16 protein-coding genes and 1 tRNA gene are annotated in these 14321 nt (G+C 46.1%); 7 read left to right on the top strand and 10 right to left on the bottom strand.

Annotated features, from left to right (window positions below; genetic code table 11):
- Positions 1 to 4: 4 nt before the first annotated feature.
- A complete protein-coding gene (ftsY, locus tag FD961_RS08650; protein WP_215393488.1) occupies positions 5 to 895 on the bottom strand; it encodes a signal recognition particle-docking protein FtsY in 891 nt (296 codons plus the stop codon).
- A 63-nt stretch (positions 896 to 958) separates the two neighbouring features.
- On the opposite strand from ftsY, the gene FD961_RS08645 reads away from it, so the two are divergent.
- Genes FD961_RS08645 through FD961_RS08625 form a run of 5 tightly spaced genes read left to right on the top strand, consistent with a single transcriptional unit; the run spans position 959 to position 5085 of the window.
- Positions 959 to 2326, top strand: a complete 1368-nt coding sequence (locus FD961_RS08645) for a pitrilysin family protein (RefSeq protein WP_215393487.1) — start codon at positions 959 to 961, stop codon at positions 2324 to 2326.
- Positions 2323 to 3660 carry a pitrilysin family protein gene (locus FD961_RS08640; protein WP_215393486.1) on the top strand — a complete coding sequence of 446 codons (1338 nt, stop codon included), beginning with the start codon at positions 2323 to 2325 and terminating at the stop codon, positions 3658 to 3660. The genes FD961_RS08645 and FD961_RS08640 overlap by 4 nt, the downstream gene beginning before the upstream one ends.
- Positions 3653 to 4267, top strand: a complete 615-nt coding sequence (rsmD, locus tag FD961_RS08635) for a 16S rRNA (guanine(966)-N(2))-methyltransferase RsmD (protein ID WP_371817172.1) — start codon at positions 3653 to 3655, stop codon at positions 4265 to 4267. The genes FD961_RS08640 and rsmD overlap by 8 nt, the downstream gene beginning before the upstream one ends.
- 36 nt (positions 4268 to 4303) lie before the next feature.
- Entirely contained in the window at positions 4304 to 4801 is a 498-nt protein-coding gene (gene coaD / locus FD961_RS08630) for a pantetheine-phosphate adenylyltransferase (protein ID WP_215393485.1), read from the top strand.
- A 17-nt stretch (positions 4802 to 4818) separates the two neighbouring features.
- Positions 4819 to 5085 (top strand): YfhL family 4Fe-4S dicluster ferredoxin, encoded by a 267-nt coding sequence (locus tag FD961_RS08625; RefSeq protein WP_215393484.1) that lies wholly within the window; start codon positions 4819 to 4821, stop codon positions 5083 to 5085.
- Here FD961_RS08625 and pth read toward each other — a convergent pair.
- The 6 genes from pth to FD961_RS08595 all read right to left on the bottom strand — a co-directional run bounded on the left by pth (position 5082) and on the right by FD961_RS08595 (position 10023).
- The gene (gene pth, locus FD961_RS08620; RefSeq protein WP_215393483.1) at positions 5082 to 5672 is read right to left on the bottom strand and encodes an aminoacyl-tRNA hydrolase; all 591 of its coding nucleotides are present in this window, start codon (positions 5670 to 5672) and stop codon (positions 5082 to 5084) included. The genes FD961_RS08625 and pth overlap by 4 nt on opposite strands.
- A gap of 105 nt (positions 5673 to 5777) precedes the next feature.
- The gene (locus tag FD961_RS08615) at positions 5778 to 6422 is read right to left on the bottom strand and encodes a 50S ribosomal protein L25/general stress protein Ctc (protein ID WP_215393482.1); all 645 of its coding nucleotides are present in this window, start codon (positions 6420 to 6422) and stop codon (positions 5778 to 5780) included.
- 134 nt (positions 6423 to 6556) lie between these two features.
- Positions 6557 to 7522: a ribose-phosphate pyrophosphokinase gene (locus FD961_RS08610; protein ID WP_215393481.1), complete on the bottom strand. Its 966-nt coding sequence runs from the start codon at positions 7520 to 7522 to the stop codon at positions 6557 to 6559.
- A gap of 54 nt (positions 7523 to 7576) precedes the next feature.
- Positions 7577 to 7653 (bottom strand) — tRNA-Gln (locus FD961_RS08605).
- A 5-nt stretch (positions 7654 to 7658) separates the two neighbouring features.
- Positions 7659 to 8543: a 4-(cytidine 5'-diphospho)-2-C-methyl-D-erythritol kinase gene (gene ispE, locus FD961_RS08600; RefSeq protein WP_215393480.1), complete on the bottom strand. Its 885-nt coding sequence runs from the start codon at positions 8541 to 8543 to the stop codon at positions 7659 to 7661.
- On the bottom strand, positions 8536 to 10023 hold the full coding sequence (locus FD961_RS08595) for an outer membrane lipoprotein LolB (RefSeq protein WP_215393479.1): 1488 nt from the start codon (positions 10021 to 10023) through the stop codon (positions 8536 to 8538). Before FD961_RS08595 ends, ispE begins: the two co-directional genes overlap by 8 nt.
- A gap of 35 nt (positions 10024 to 10058) precedes the next feature.
- On the opposite strand from FD961_RS08595, the gene mutM reads away from it, so the two are divergent.
- Both mutM and mutY read left to right on the top strand, forming a co-directional pair.
- Positions 10059 to 10895 carry a bifunctional DNA-formamidopyrimidine glycosylase/DNA-(apurinic or apyrimidinic site) lyase gene (gene mutM, locus FD961_RS08590; RefSeq protein ID WP_215393478.1) on the top strand — a complete coding sequence of 279 codons (837 nt, stop codon included), beginning with the start codon at positions 10059 to 10061 and terminating at the stop codon, positions 10893 to 10895.
- Complete coding sequence (gene mutY, locus FD961_RS08585; RefSeq protein WP_215393477.1) at positions 10880 to 12022, top strand: A/G-specific adenine glycosylase; 1143 nt, start codon at positions 10880 to 10882, stop codon at positions 12020 to 12022. The genes mutM and mutY overlap by 16 nt, the downstream gene beginning before the upstream one ends.
- Here mutY and rapZ read toward each other — a convergent pair.
- The 3 genes from rapZ to FD961_RS08570 are packed head-to-tail and all read right to left on the bottom strand — an operon-like array spanning position 11967 to position 14305.
- Positions 11967 to 12857 (bottom strand): RNase adapter RapZ, encoded by an 891-nt coding sequence (gene rapZ / locus FD961_RS08580; RefSeq protein WP_215393476.1) that lies wholly within the window; start codon positions 12855 to 12857, stop codon positions 11967 to 11969. The two genes, mutY and rapZ, sit on opposite strands and share 56 nt — an antisense overlap.
- A 3-nt stretch (positions 12858 to 12860) precedes the next feature.
- Complete coding sequence (gene hprK, locus FD961_RS08575; protein ID WP_071466203.1) at positions 12861 to 13847, bottom strand: HPr(Ser) kinase/phosphatase; 987 nt, start codon at positions 13845 to 13847, stop codon at positions 12861 to 12863.
- Complete coding sequence (locus FD961_RS08570; protein ID WP_071466202.1) at positions 13844 to 14305, bottom strand: PTS sugar transporter subunit IIA; 462 nt, start codon at positions 14303 to 14305, stop codon at positions 13844 to 13846. Before FD961_RS08570 ends, hprK begins: the two co-directional genes overlap by 4 nt.
- Between the last annotated feature and the right edge of the window lie 16 nt (positions 14306 to 14321).

Below are 14321 nucleotides of genomic sequence, written 5' to 3'. Positions count from 1 at the left end.
TGAATTAATTGAATAATTCAGAGGAATATTGCCCGGCTGTAAAGGGGGCTAAATCGTCAATTCCCTCGCCCTTGCCTAGTGCTAGAACAGCTGGTTTAGTGCCATCTTTAAGGGTATGGGCTAAGGCGCAGATAACACCTCCCTTAGCAGTCCCATCTAGCTTGGTAACGATAATTCCAGTCAGGCCCAGAGCCATGTGAAAGGCCTTCACTTGGCTTAAACCATTTTGTCCTGTGTTGCCATCTAAAACCAATAGTGTGTGATGAGGCGCCCCAGGAAGTGCTTTGCCAATTACACGCTTGACCTTCTTCAGCTCTTCCATGAGGTGGTCTTGAGTAGCAAGACGACCTGCAGTATCAATGATCAAAATATCGCTTTTGCGGGAGATGGCAGAGTGAATTGCATCATGAGCTACGGCTGCAGCATCGCCACCTTCTTGGGTGATGACGTCCACTTGATTGCGACCGCCCCATTCTTGTAGCTGGTTGCGCGCAGCTGCCCTAAAGGTATCCCCTGCGGCTAAGAGAACGGACTTACCTTGGGATTGAAAAATTCTACAAAGCTTACCAATGGTGGTGGTTTTCCCTGCACCGTTGACGCCAACAACCAGCCACACTTCAGGGATATTCTCTTTAGACCCTGTAAATAGTGGGTTAGGGGATGGCTCAAGCACTGTTAATAAGGCAGCAACCTCTTGAATCAGAAGGGCTTGTAGTTCATCAGGGCTTGAAGCCTTTTCGGATTTCGCTGCTTTGCGTAGTTTGCTAATCAAATCCTCAGTCGTAGGCAATCCCACATCACTCTGAATGAGCGACTCTTCTAAGGCATCAAACCAAGCGTCATCAGTCTTGCTTGATTTAAATAGAGATCCAAGGGTTTTACGTAGGCCGAACATAATCGATACAATTTAATCCTTGCATCTTATCAATTAAATTCTTGGGATATGGTGATTTAGCAGATGCGCTTCAATTTACTCCGAATTACCTTCATATTTTTGATATTTGCTCAATTGTCTTGCGCTATTGCCAAAGACCACGAGGATACTCATGAATACCTGCTGAGCAACGGCCTTAAGCTGATTGTGAGAGAGGATCATCGCGCACCAACCGTGGCCCATATGGTGTGGTACCGAGCTGGCTCAATGGATGAGGTCAATGGCCGCTCTGGCTTGGCACACGTTTTGGAGCACATGATGTTTAAGGGCACCGACAACGTGAAGGCTGGAGAGTTTTCTCGCTTGGTTGCAGCCTTAGGTGGGCGCGAAAATGCATTTACGAATCGTGACTACACGGCTTATTTTCAGCAAGTTGAGAAATCCAAATTAGACGAAGTGATTAAGCTTGAAGCAGATCGCATGTCCAATCTGAATTTTGACGACTCAGAGTTTTTAAAAGAAATTCAGGTGGTGATGGAGGAGCGTCGTCTTCGTACGGAAGATAACCCGAGCAGCCTCCTAAATGAATCCCTTATGGCCACCGCCTATATGAGTTCTCCCTATCGCCATCCAGTAGTGGGCTGGATGAATGATTTGCAGAATATGAAAGCAAACGATGCGAGGGATTGGTATCGCAGTTGGTATAAGCCAAATAATGCAACGGTAGTTATTACAGGCGACGTTGATGCTAAGCAGGTCTTGGCTGCAGTCGAAAAATATTATGGATCCATTCCCGCTCAGGAATTGCCAGTTCGTAAACCGCAGATTGAGCCACCTCAAAAAGGAATAAAACAGGTTCAAGTCAAAGCGCCTGCAGATAGTGCGCAATTGACTATGGCTTGGAAAGTTCCACGCCTAGAGGTTGGCAAGTTGGATGACCCAGAGCCCTATGCCTTGGAGCTCCTCACTTCTGTTTTAGATGGTTATGACAATGCGCGCTTGAACCGAGTTTTGGTCAAACAAGAGAAGGTAGTGAATGATGTTGGCGTTGGTTACGACATGATTTCTCGCGGTCCAGAATTATTTGAAATTGCTGCGACTATGGCTAAAGGGAAAACAGTTGCGCAGGCGCAGGTCAGCATTCGAAAAGCGTTAGATGAGCTAAAGCAAAAAGGAATCCTTGATTCTGAGTTGAAGCGCATTAAGGTACGGATTCTGTCAGAGCAAATTTATAAACGTGATTCCATCTTTGGTCAGGCTATGGAAATTGGCAGTACTGAGATGGCAGGTTTTTCCTGGCGAGATATCGACTACATGTTAGAGAAAATGCAAACGATTACTCCAAAGCAAGTTCAAGCGGTGGCTCAAAAGTATTTAGTGGATGAAGGTTTAACGATTGCGGTATTAGATCCACAGGCACGTCAATCTGTAGTGAAGGAGGGCAAGCAATGAAAGCCTTCAATCAAATGATCTTAGGCTGCCTTTTGGCTTTCGGTGTAATTACTAGTGCACAAGCAATTCTTCCAATTGAAAAACTCGAAAATTACAAAGGGGCTAAAGCATATTTAGTGCAAACCAAAGCGTTGCCGATGGTGGATATTGAGGTGAGTATTGATGCTGGTGATCGTTATGACCCAGCGGGTAAGAGCGGTTTGGCAGATATGACCGCAGCCCTGATGAATTATGGTGTGCAGGACGATAAGAGGATGCTAAGTGAGGCCCAAATCGCTGATGAGATCGCTGATTTAGGTGCCAGTATTGGCCTCTCAGTTGGCGGTGAGCGCGCTATTTTGCGTATTCGTAGCCTTAGTAGAAAAGATTTGCGTGATCGAGCAGTGCAATTGGCATCAGCAATGTTAGCTGCACCTACTTATGACCCAAATATTGTTGGTCGCGAAAAGCAAAGAACAATCACTAGCTTACTTGAGGCAGAAACAAAACCCGAGTATGTATTGGATCGCCGTTTCAAAAAAATGGTTTACGGCACCTACCCTTTGGCAGATTCTCCATCTGTTAAGTCTGTAGGCGCAATTACTCCTACAGACTTAGTTCAATTCCATAAACAGTTTTATCGTAGCGATCGTATGATTGTCAGTATTGTTGGGGATGTAGATCAAACTGAAGCAAATGAAATTATTCGCGCCTTATTAAAAAGAATTCCCCAATCGGGCCCTGTTATTGCACCTTTGCCAGAATTTCAACGTTCTCCAGTAGAGCCATTGGCGCAACGTGAAGTTCAGATCCCCTTTGACTCTCAGCAGGCCCATATCGCTATGGGTATGACGGCTGTGGCACGTAATAACCCTGATTATTTTCCTTTGTTGGTAGGTAATTATGTTTTGGGCGGCGGCGGGTTCGTCTCGCGTCTGATGAATGAGGTTCGAGAGAAGCGTGGCCTCGCCTATAGTGTGTCTAGTTATTTTGCTCCAGGCAAAGATACGGGAATCTTTCAGGCGGGCCTGCAAACTAAGAATGATCAATCTTCTGTAGCACTGCAAGTAATGAGCGATACGATTGCGAAGTTCATTGCAGATGGGCCGACTACTTCCGAGCTTGTTGCGGCTAAAGCAAATCTGGTGAATGGCTACCCTCTACGAATCGATAACAATCGTAAATTATTGGATAACGTTTCTTCAATCGCCTGGAATGATTTACCACTCGACACGATGGAAGTTTGGACTAAGCAAGTGGAGGCAGTGACTTTAGATCAAGTGAAATCTGCCTTCGAAAAATATCTTGCGATGGACCGTATGAAGATCTTAGTCTTAGGGGCTCAAAATAAATAAACCGAAGACTCTGAAGACAGAGCCACCTAAGAAGGTTCGCATTATTGGTGGCACCTGGAGAAGTCGCTTATTAACAGTGATCGATTTGCCCGGTCTTCGACCTACGACTGATCGTATTCGGGAAACTTTGTTCAACTGGCTTGGTCAAGACTTAAGTGGTTTACGTTGTCTGGATTTGTTTGCTGGAACAGGTGCACTAGGATTTGAGGCTGCCTCTCGTGGTGCGAGTTTGGTTGTCCTGCTCGAGAAAGATAAAAAAGCCCATGCAAACTTAAAGGCGAATTTTTCATTACTTCAATCCTCCCCCGTATTTGGGTCTGTAGAAATTTTGCAGCGTGATAGTTTGGAATTTTTAAGGCAGCAAGCAGATCAATCAAGCAATCTCATTTTTATTGATCCCCCTTTTCAGGAGGCTGCGTTACTTGATCGAGCTGTTCGTGAAGCCGGCAGAATCTGTGATGACTCTGGGGGAGGAGGAATTTATGTCGAATTCCCGTCAAATCGCCCCAGTCAAGATATAGAATCCCTGCTGCCAGACTGGCATTGTGGAAAATACTTAGAGGCTGGACAGGTAAAAGCCTGTCTATTTCGGAGCGGAAGGGGCTAAACTCTTGCCTGTAGCTGATAAAGCCTTAGGAGAGTTATGACTGTCGCTGTATACCCAGGAACATTTGATCCCTTCACTCGTGGACACGAGGATTTGGTTCGTCGCGCATCGAGCATTTTTGATGAGCTGATTGTGGGTGTTGCCTCCAGTCGTAGCAAGCATCCCTCCTTTGCATTGGATGAGCGGATTGCCATTGCCAAAGAAGTTCTTGGGCACTACTCCAATGTGAAAGTCGTCGGCTTTGATGGCCTATTAAAAGATTTTGCTCGTGAGCACAATGCTCGCGTTATTGTGCGTGGCTTACGCGCAGTATCGGACTTTGAGTATGAATTTCAAATGGCTGGTATGAATCGCTATCTCCTGCCTGATGTCGAAACCTTGTTTTTGACGCCGTCCGATCAGTATCAATTTATCTCTGGCACTTTTGTACGAGAAATCGCCTCTATGGGTGGTGACGTGAGTAAGTTTGTTTTCCCATCAGTAGAAAAATGGCTTGTTCAAAAGATTGCTACTGCCAATCAAAATAATAAGTAAGGCCGTAAAGTAGAAACATGGCTCTCATGATTACCGACGAATGCATCAATTGCGATGTGTGCGAGCCTGAATGCCCTAATGATGCTATTTACATGGGGCTTGAGATTTATGAAATTGATCCCGATAAATGTACCGAATGCGTAGGTCACTACGATGCACCTCAATGTCGACAGGTCTGTCCAGTAGACTGCATTCCATTTAATCCTGCTCATACTGAAACTCAAGAGCAGTTAATGGTGAAGTTTAAGATGCTGACTGCCAACAAAAAGGCAAATGTAGCTTAGCCTTTAGAGTGCAGCTCCATCATGGCGGTTTGAGTATCGCCCTTCAAAAATAGCGGCACAATTTGCAGGCCATTTTCAAGGCTGGACTCAATCAGTTTTTGCTCAGCTAATTGAGGTCTCCGTAAAACATAATCTGCTACATCCATTGGGCGCCCATCGCCTGCTACATCTCTTGGGTGCCCAATGCCAAGGCGTAGTCGCCAGTAGTCCGGGGTGCCCAAATGGGCTTGAATATCTTTTAAGCCATTATGGCCACCAGTGCCGCCACCCAGCTTTAGTCTCGCCGTTCCCGGCTTGAGGTCGAGCTCATCTTGTACTACCAAAATATCTTGAGGGGTGATTTTATGAAAACGACAAAGTGCGCCTACTGCTTGACCACTCAAGTTCATATATGTAGTTGGCTTAAGTAGAAAGAGATCTTCGCCCTCCCATTTGGCTTTAGCCACTTTTCCGTGAAAGCGTTTTTCAGATTCAAAGCGAGCATTCAACTGTTTTGCTAAGGCGTCGACAAACCAGAAGCCGGCATTGTGTCGATCTTCTTCATGTTCATCACCAGGATTGCCTAGGCCAACAATTAACTTAGTCATGCTGAGAGTTTAAAGAATTCACAGTGTTTCTACAAAAAGGAGGGAGGCGTAAAAAGAAAGCCCGCTTGCGCGGGCCTTCATATGCAAGTAGCGCAGCTTAATGAATTAAGCCTTGTCCTTTGCATCAGCAGCAGGAGCGGCTAGGGCTGCAGCTGCAGGAGCAGCATCTTCAGTCTCAGCAGCTTTAACAGCTGGAATACGGGCATTTACAAGCACTGGGTTCTCTTGCTCAACATGCAATACCAAAGTAACTCCCTTTGGCAAAGCAAGGTCTTTAGCGTGAATAGCGTGACCCACTTCAATTTTGCTCAAGTCCACTTCAATGAACTCTGGCAAGTCTGCTGGTAAGCAAGAAACTTCGATGTCATTGAGGATGTGGCTAATAACGGCGCCTTGTAATTTCACAGCAGATGAAGTTTCAGCGTTAGTGAAGTGCAAAGGAACGCGCATATGAACTTTCTCAGTTGCGGATACGCGCTGGAAGTCGATATGCAAAACGATTGGCCTGAATGGATGCATCTGGTAATCGCGCAACAACACTTTTTGTGTTTTGCCGCCAATTTCCAAATCCAAAATAGATGAGTGAAATGCTTCCTTGCGGAGAGCATGGAACAACGCGTTATGGTCTAACTCGATGACCAAGGCTGGATCTTTACTACCGTAAACGATTCCCGGAGTTTTTCCGGAATTGCGCAGACGGCGGCTCGCACCCGTTCCCTGTACGCTTCTTTCAAAGGCTACAACTTTCATGATTAATTCCCTTTAAGGTTAATTTCCGTTCGCGACCAAACAGAAAAGCCTTCGATTATATCGTGGGAATGAGGATTTTTGCCTACAAACGACCTAAAAATACCAAAAAACAGGGTAAAACAGTGTTTTTTGGCTTATTCGGCAAACATGGACATGACAGAGTCGCCCTTGCTAATCCGAGAAAGAGTCTCGGCCAGAAGGGGGGCTACAGTCAGTTGACGGACTTTGCCCACTTTTAATGCTTCTGCAGTCAAAGGAATGGTGTCAGTAACCACCAATTCATCTAATTCAGAGGCTGCAATACGAGCCACGGCGCCGCCTGATAGAACCGCGTGAGTACAGTAAGCGGTAACGCCCTTAGCACCACGCTCTTTAAGCGCTTCAGCGGCCTTACAGAGGGTTCCACCAGTATCAATGATGTCGTCCATGATGACGCAATGACGGCCTTCCACTTCACCGATCAGGTGCATTACTTCAGAGACGTTAGCCTTAGGGCGGCGTTTATCAATAATCGCCAAATCCGTACCCAGTTGTTTTGCCATCGCACGGGCGCGAACTACGCCGCCGATATCTGGGGAAACAATGATCAGGTCTTTTTTAGTCTTTTGCGCCTCAAGGTCGGCCAAGAGGACTGGTGAGGCATAAATATTGTCTACAGGGATATCAAAGAAGCCCTGGATTTGGTCGGCATGAAGATCCATGGTCAAAACACGTTCAATGCCGGCAACAGATTGGAGCATATTGGCAACAATACGTGCAGAGATTGCTACCCGTGCAGAGCGCGGGCGGCGGTCCTGGCGGGCATAACCAAAATAAGGAATCACCGCGGTAATGCGACTTGCAGATGCGCGCTTGAGTGCATCAATCATGATCATGAGTTCCATCAAGCTGTCGTTTGTTGGAGCGCAGGTTGATTGAATGACAACGACGTTTTTGCCTCGTACGTTTTCTTGAATTTCTACTTGAATTTCACCGTCTGAGAATCGGCCCACAAAAGCTTTGCCCATTGGCAGTTTGAGCTCTTTGGCTACTGCCTCAGCCAAAACCGGATTTGCGTTGCCTGTAAATAAAGTCAATAAATCGGAGTTTGTAGAGGACATGGGCTTAAGGGTTTTGTAGGTTCAAAAGGTTATCTTTGTCGTTTCTACAGTATTTGGCAGGGGAAGAAGGATTCGAACCTTCGCATGCTGGAATCAAAATCCAGTGCCTTAACCAGCTTGGCGATTCCCCTACGGATCAATCTGAAGAAACCAAATTGTAAGCGGGATTTTTATTTAGCCCCCGAACAATCCGACCTATCCACCCTTTAGGAAGATTTTGTAGAAGATTTTCCAGTTTTGCGATATTGGTCTTAGGGTCTAAGACGGCAAAAACGCTACTTCCGGAGCCTGACATACGGGGCTCTGACCCCGGTACTGCCTGACTAATCCAATCCAAAGCTTGCTTCACTTCAGGACAAATCCGCATCGCTACAGCCTGACAATCATTTGAGAGATCCGACCATGACGATGCAAGAAAGCCATCTATTGTAATCCGAGCGTGATTTCGGGTCAATTCAGGGTCTTGAAAAATGCTAATGGTGGAGATCCCTTGGTTAGGGAAAATGACTAAAAAGTCCTGATTTTCAAGGGATAGCTCTTCGATTTGCTCGCCAATACCCTCAACAAATGCATTTTTACCAAAAATGAAAAAAGGCACATCAGCACCTAACTGTAGTCCAAGAGTGGAAAGGGTGGGCTTGTCTAGTTTGAGATTCCAGAGTGCGTTTAAGCCAATTAAAGTGGTAGCCGCATCCGATGATCCCCCACCCAAGCCTGCGCCCATTGGGATCTCTTTTTGAAGTTCAATCTCAACCCCAGAGTCAATCTTGCAAAAATCTTTTAACAGTTTTGCTGCCCTGACAACTAAATCTTGTTCAGGCTCCACTCCAGGAATTGGATTAATTCTGCGAACTTCATTTTGTGAAATTGGTTTTAACTTGATAGTGTCACACCAATCTATCAATTGAAAAACAGACTGCAGTAAGTGATAGCCATCAGGACGACGTCCAACTATATGCAGAAATAGATTGAGCTTTGCCGGTGAGCGAAGCGTCAGAGGTGCCTGCTGGACTTCACTCATTCGCTTGATCAAAAACAAGACGAATATCAATCGAGCCGATGTTAGAGCTACGAGTCATCATGAGCTTTTCAAGACGATTTTTATTGCTCCAGCTGTAGACTAGATTCCAACCATCCTGACTAATTTTGCTCACTTGCCCTTTAGCATTTCTTTCGACACTAGCTTCGCCACCAGGCCTCACTTCACCTCTAAGCCAGTTTGATAGTCCACGCGCTGGCAGTGGAAGCCCCAAGGTGTTCTGCACAAGAGTATCTGCATCAATTGCAGTCACTACTTGCCCATCACGTTCAAGAGTGGCCTCTCCGGGTGTGATGGTGATTTTTGCAATAGAGCCACCAACAGGATTGCGAATTTCCAAAACATCTTTGAGGGCTTCTTGTGTCAAGGTAAAGCCACCTGAGCCACCTTGATTCTGACTGTCAGTAAGGCCGGTAATTTTTACTGCAAAGCGCCCGTCCCATGAGCCATGAGAGGCTTGATCTGAATTGGTCCAATCTGGTTTTAAGCGTTTGAGAGTTTCTTGAAGGGTGGCATTATTGGCATCCAATTTTTGGCCCTCTTGCCACATTGCCTCTGCTTCAGTGCGACGATTCATGGCCCACAATACTTCACCAGTGTGTGCAGCAATATCTGCCTCAGGTTTCATATTAAAGGCTTGCTGCAATTGCTCTAAGGCAAGTGCATTTTTACCCAGACGAAAATTAACCCAACCTAGGCTATCTAAAATAAATGCATCTTTAGGGGATAGCTGATGTGCTTTATTGATCAGCGCATATGCTTCTGGTAATTTGATGTTTCGGTCGGCGAGTGAAAAACCCAAAGCATTTAAAGAGTTTGCATCATTAGGGTTCTTGCGCAAAATTTCTCGCAAGGTTTTTTCCATCACATCAATGCGCCCCACTTTTTCTGCTGACATGGCATAGGTATATAGCAAGCCTGGATCTTTTGGAGCAGGTTTTGCAGTCGATGCTATTTCATAAAAAGCGCGTAAGGCTTCAGACTCATCTTTTGCCTTTCCTAATAAGGCTTGTAATTGCAAGAGGGTGTTTTCTTGTTCTGCAGGGTTTTGTTGCTTGAGTAGGGCGATTGCGGGCTTGACTGCGTCAGACCAGCGATTACTCAAAACCAGCAAGGTAATGAGCACTTCCTTGGGCTTAGTTTGGGAAGGAGGGGCTAGGCTATCCCAAGCTTGCGCAGCTTGTAGTGCCAATTCAGGGGAGCCTCCAGCAATGCCAATTTCCATGGCCCGTTGTGCCAAACGAGGATCTTTATATTGGCGAGCCATTTCCATATAAGTGTTGTAGGCAAGCCCAGCTTCACCTCTTTGTAGGGCAATTTCTGAGGCAAGCACTTCAAAAATGGCTTGCCCCGTATGCGCCTCGTCTGCTTGCGCATAGGCTTGGCTCGATAGTATGACCCCACTAGCCAGGGCACCAAGGAATAAATCCTTCAAAAAGGATCTAAGTATCAATTTGCTCATAAGCACATTCTAATCCGCGAATCTACAATCCATTTATGCCAGAACTTCCAGAAGTAGAGGTCACAAAACTCGGAATTGCCCCCCACCTTCTGGGGCAAAGCATTAGTGCCGTCAACGTTATTGATGGGCGCTTGCGCTGGCCTGTTCCTAAGAGCCTGCCTACAGTTCTGCCTGGTCAAAAAGTACATACCATTGAGAGGCGTGGAAAGTATCTATTAATTGAATTAGATGCGGGCTATTTGCTGGTCCATTTAGGGATGACCGGTACTTTGCGTATATTGCCATGCTCTGATCCCTTGAAATTACATGATCGGGTGACATTTGAGTTTGGCAAATTGAGTTTGCGTCTACATGACCCTAGAAAATTTGGTGCCGTGTTGTGGCATCCAAAATCGAAAGGGCCTATTGAAAAAAATTTGCTTTTACAGAAGCTGGGGGTGGAGCCTTTTTCTCCAGAATTTGCTGGTGAGCTAGGCGCCGAGATTTTGTATCAAACATCACGTAAGCGAAGTGTTGCGGTGAAACAATTTCTTTTGGCAGGACAAGCAGTTGTTGGTGTTGGAAATATTTATTGTTCTGAAAGTCTATTTGAAGCCAAAATTCATCCAAGCAAAGCCGCTGGAAAGTTAACTCGCCCACAATGTTCTCGCTTGGCAGAAGCAGTGCGATTGATTTTGAAAAAAGCAATTGCTGCGGGCGGAAGCAGCTTGAAAGATTTTGTGAATAGCGATGGTGACCCAGGGCACTTTATGGTTCAGACCAAAGTCTATGACCGCAAAGATCGGCCGTGTAAAGTTTGTAAAACTCCGATTAAGCAAATCGTTCAGGGGCAGCGCTCAACCTATTTTTGCCCGTCATGTCAAAAGCGCTAACCGCTAATTTCTCTGAAAAGTTAATCGCTTGGCATGCACGCAGTGGACGCTCAGGCCTTCCATGGCAAGGCAATCGGGATCCTTATGCAGTTTGGGTTTCTGAAATTATGTTGCAACAGACTCAGGTGGCTACAGTTCTAGAGCGCTACCCTCGCTTCATGAAGCGTTTTCCAACAGTTAAAAAATTAGCTAGTGCAGATATCGATGAAGTATTAGCGGAGTGGGCTGGCTTGGGTTATTACTCTCGGGCCCGAAACCTACATGCTTGTGCACAGCAAGTAATGACAGAGTTCGCCGGTCAATTTCCCAGTGATCCGATATTGCTTGAGCAGCTCAAAGGTATTGGCCGCTCAACGGCTGGAGCTATCGCCGCGTTTGCTTTTCATGAGAGAGCGCCTATTCTTGATGCGAATGTCAAAAGAATATTGGCGCGTTTATTTGCAGTAGAGGGTGTAATTCAAGAGAAGGCAGTCAATGATCGGTTGTGGAGCTTGGCAAATGATCTATTGCCCACTAAGGCTAAAGATATGCCTGTGTATACCCAGGCTTTAATGGATTTTGGTGCCACCTGGTGCACGTCTCGTAAGCCAGTGTGCCTAAGCGATGAGAAAAAATGCCCTTTTGAAAAAGAGTGCCAGGCAAGCCGCAGCAATCAGGTTCTTGATCTTCCGCAAAAGACAATCAAAGCAAAGTCCCCTGAATTTGATTGCGACATGCTTTTAATTCGATCGGGTAATTCGATCCTTTTACAAAAGCGGCCTAGTAAAGCCATTTGGGGTGGCTTATGGTCTTTGCCAGAAACTCCTTGGGTGGCAAAGTCTGCCACCAGAAAAAACCTGCCAAACTTAAAAGACTTGATTCAGGCTGCGCTGCCCGATGAGCGACCTTCCGCCTGGGGGAGGGTTTATAAAGTAGTCAATCAAGGCCCTCAAATTAAGCACGTATTTACGCATCGACGTTTATGGATGCAAATTTGGGAAGTAAGTGCCTCCAGAAGCCTGGAGCTTGAAAATCCAAATCTTAGGTGGGCGCCCCTAAGTCAGTTGGGGCGATACGGCTTGCCTCAGCCGATTAAGATTTTGCTGCAGGGATTGAGTCTAGCTCGCGGTGACGATCTAAAAAATTAAGCTGCAGAGCGCTTAAATCTTTTTGTGCACGGAAGTGCTCACCAATTCGGTTGACGAGGTACACGGAGCGATGTTGTCCGCCTGTACAGCCAATGGCTACAGTAAGATAGCTGCGTCCATCAGCAATGTAATGGGGTAGCCACTTTTCGATAAATTGTGTGATGTCGCCTTCCATGCTGATGACCTCAGGAATTTTTTCTAAAAATTCTTTTACGGGCTTGTCATTACCAGTTAGTGGCCTTAATACATTGTCATAGTGGGGATTGGGGAGACAGCGTACATCAAACACCAGATCTGCCTCACTCGGAACCCCTTTTTTAAAGCCAAAGGATTCAAAAATCACCGTCAAGCCAACCGGCTTATCTTTGATGAGGTCCCGAATCCAGGAACGCAGGGCATGAGCAGGAAGATTGCTAGTATCAATACTATGTGCTTGCGCTCGCAGGGGTTCGAGTAAGCTACGTTCTTTATCAATTGCTTCAATGAGAGTTGCAGGTTGTGTTTTTTGGGCATCGGTTGATAAAGGATGACGACGACGGGTCTCCGAGAAGCGCTGTACCAATGTGTTGGTATTTGCGTTTAAGAACACCACGCGAACTTGATGATCTACGCGCAGATTTTCCAGGATGGAAGGCAACTCAGTAAGTGATTGACCTCGTCTTGCATCAATAGCAACCGCTACACGTTCGCTATTTTCTTTTACAAGAGTGCTAATGAGATTTTCTAAAAGCGATACTGGTAGGTTATCTACACAGTCATAACCTGCATCCTCAAAAGCTCGTAAGGCAACTGATTTACCTGAGCCTGAGATTCCGGTAATCAGATTAATTTGCATGGATTAAAGCAGACGCCCTTGGGATTTAATCGAATCTGCTTCTGCATTCATTTGAACGCGCTGGCGCTCAATGAATTCTTTCAAGGTATCAATACCGCGTAATTGCAAAATCGTATTACGAACAGCAGCTTCAACTAGTACGGCTAAGTTGCGTCCTGCCGCCACCTGAATCTTAACGGTCCGAATGGGGACGCCCAAGACATCAATATGTTGAGCTTCAAGCGGCAGTCTTTCGAACTCACCATCAGTTCTGCGGACTAGTTGAACAATGAGGCGTAGCTTCAATTTACGGCGTACTGCGGTTTCACCAAAAATAGTGCGAATGTCGAGTAAGCCAAGACCACGCACTTCAAGTAGATTGCGCAGTATTACTGGGCAACGGCCCTCGATGTAATCAGGACCAAGGCGTGCGAAATCTACCGCGTCATCAGCAACCAAACCATGGCCGCGGGAAATGAGCTCAAGACCTAATTCACTTTTCCCTAGTCCAGATTCGCCAGTTAGCAAAACGCCCAAACCTAGGATATCCATAAACACCCCATGCATTGTGATTTGCGGGGCACCAATTTTGGTGAGATAAATTCGCAGATGGTCAATGACTTCCGCTGCAGAAATATGGGTAGTAAAGAGTGGGGTAGAGGAGCGCTGGCAGAAGAGTTGAAGATCGGGATCTGCAGCTTTGCCGTCAGCAACAATCACACAGGGCGGTGTTTTAGAAATCAGGCTAGCAATTTGCTCTTGTTTTTGTTTTGGATCGAGCGCTGCATGGTAATCCACTTCTTGCTCGCCAAAAATCTGTATACGACTTGGGTGAATCAGATTTAAATGGCCCACCAAGTCAGAGCTGGCTGCGGCAGCTTTAACTGCCTCTGGCGGGAATGTACGGTCAGCCCCTTCAAGGCCGCCAATCCAAGACAGTTTTAAATCCGAAACGTTGTCATCGAAAATCTGCTGAGCAGATACCCCCTCTAGGAGTAAGGGCTGAGTCATTTTGTCGCGCTCCATTGTTGTAATAGTGCGCATACCTTTAAAGGGTCCGTGGCTGATCCCAAGGTATTTCTTGCATCTGAATCTGAAAGCAATTGGGCAATTGATGACAAGATTTCTAAATGTTGCTGAGTAGCCTTTTCTGGAACCAATAAAAAAATTAAGGTAGAAACGGGCTCATTATCAGGCGCAGCAAACTCAATGGGCTCTCGAAGTTTCATAAAAGCTGCAGCAGGTTGCTTAAGTCCTTTGACGCGGCCATGGGGGATGGCTACGCCTGCTCCTAGGGCGGTTGAACCTAAATCTTCACGAGCATTCAGAAACTCTACTACGGCACTTGCATCAATGCCGACTTGCTTGGCAAAAAGCTCCCCAGCAGCTGCAAATGCATCAGCCCTATTTTTTGCAGGGTTGTCTAATGCAATGCAGTCGGGGTTAAAAAGATTGGTCAGGGCATTCATTACAAATGATTATAGG

It is taken from the genome of Polynucleobacter sp. TSB-Sco08W16 (assembly GCF_018687455.1).
Classification (GTDB): Bacteria; Pseudomonadota; Gammaproteobacteria; order Burkholderiales; family Burkholderiaceae; genus Polynucleobacter.
Note: the sequence above shows the minus strand (reverse complement) of the source record. Positions and strands in the feature narration are given on the sequence as shown.

What these genes read in the sequence shown, in the direction of transcription:
- FD961_RS08570 (WP_071466202.1), bottom strand. Translation starts at nt 14,305, where the DNA reads ATGAATGCCCTGACCAATCTTTTTAACCCCGACTGCATTGCATTAGAC.
- ispE (WP_215393480.1), bottom strand. Translation starts at nt 8,543, where the DNA reads ATGAGTGAAGTCCAGCAGGCACCTCTGACGCTTCGCTCACCGGCAAAG.
- pth (WP_215393483.1), bottom strand. Translation starts at nt 5,672, where the DNA reads ATGACTAAGTTAATTGTTGGCCTAGGCAATCCTGGTGATGAACATGAA.
- coaD (WP_215393485.1), top strand. Translation starts at nt 4,304, where the DNA reads ATGACTGTCGCTGTATACCCAGGAACATTTGATCCCTTCACTCGTGGA.
- ftsY (WP_215393488.1), bottom strand. Translation starts at nt 895, where the DNA reads ATGTTCGGCCTACGTAAAACCCTTGGATCTCTATTTAAATCAAGCAAG.
- FD961_RS08625 (WP_215393484.1), top strand. Translation starts at nt 4,819, where the DNA reads ATGGCTCTCATGATTACCGACGAATGCATCAATTGCGATGTGTGCGAG.
- FD961_RS08615 (WP_215393482.1), bottom strand. Translation starts at nt 6,422, where the DNA reads ATGAAAGTTGTAGCCTTTGAAAGAAGCGTACAGGGAACGGGTGCGAGC.
- hprK (WP_071466203.1), bottom strand. Translation starts at nt 13,847, where the DNA reads ATGACTCAGCCCTTACTCCTAGAGGGGGTATCTGCTCAGCAGATTTTC.
- FD961_RS08595 (WP_215393479.1), bottom strand. Translation starts at nt 10,023, where the DNA reads ATGAGCAAATTGATACTTAGATCCTTTTTGAAGGATTTATTCCTTGGT.
- FD961_RS08610 (WP_215393481.1), bottom strand. Translation starts at nt 7,522, where the DNA reads ATGTCCTCTACAAACTCCGATTTATTGACTTTATTTACAGGCAACGCA.
- FD961_RS08645 (WP_215393487.1), top strand. Translation starts at nt 959, where the DNA reads ATGCGCTTCAATTTACTCCGAATTACCTTCATATTTTTGATATTTGCT.
- rapZ (WP_215393476.1), bottom strand. Translation starts at nt 12,857, where the DNA reads ATGCAAATTAATCTGATTACCGGAATCTCAGGCTCAGGTAAATCAGTT.
- mutM (WP_215393478.1), top strand. Translation starts at nt 10,059, where the DNA reads ATGCCAGAACTTCCAGAAGTAGAGGTCACAAAACTCGGAATTGCCCCC.
- FD961_RS08640 (WP_215393486.1), top strand. Translation starts at nt 2,323, where the DNA reads ATGAAAGCCTTCAATCAAATGATCTTAGGCTGCCTTTTGGCTTTCGGT.
- mutY (WP_215393477.1), top strand. Translation starts at nt 10,880, where the DNA reads ATGTCAAAAGCGCTAACCGCTAATTTCTCTGAAAAGTTAATCGCTTGG.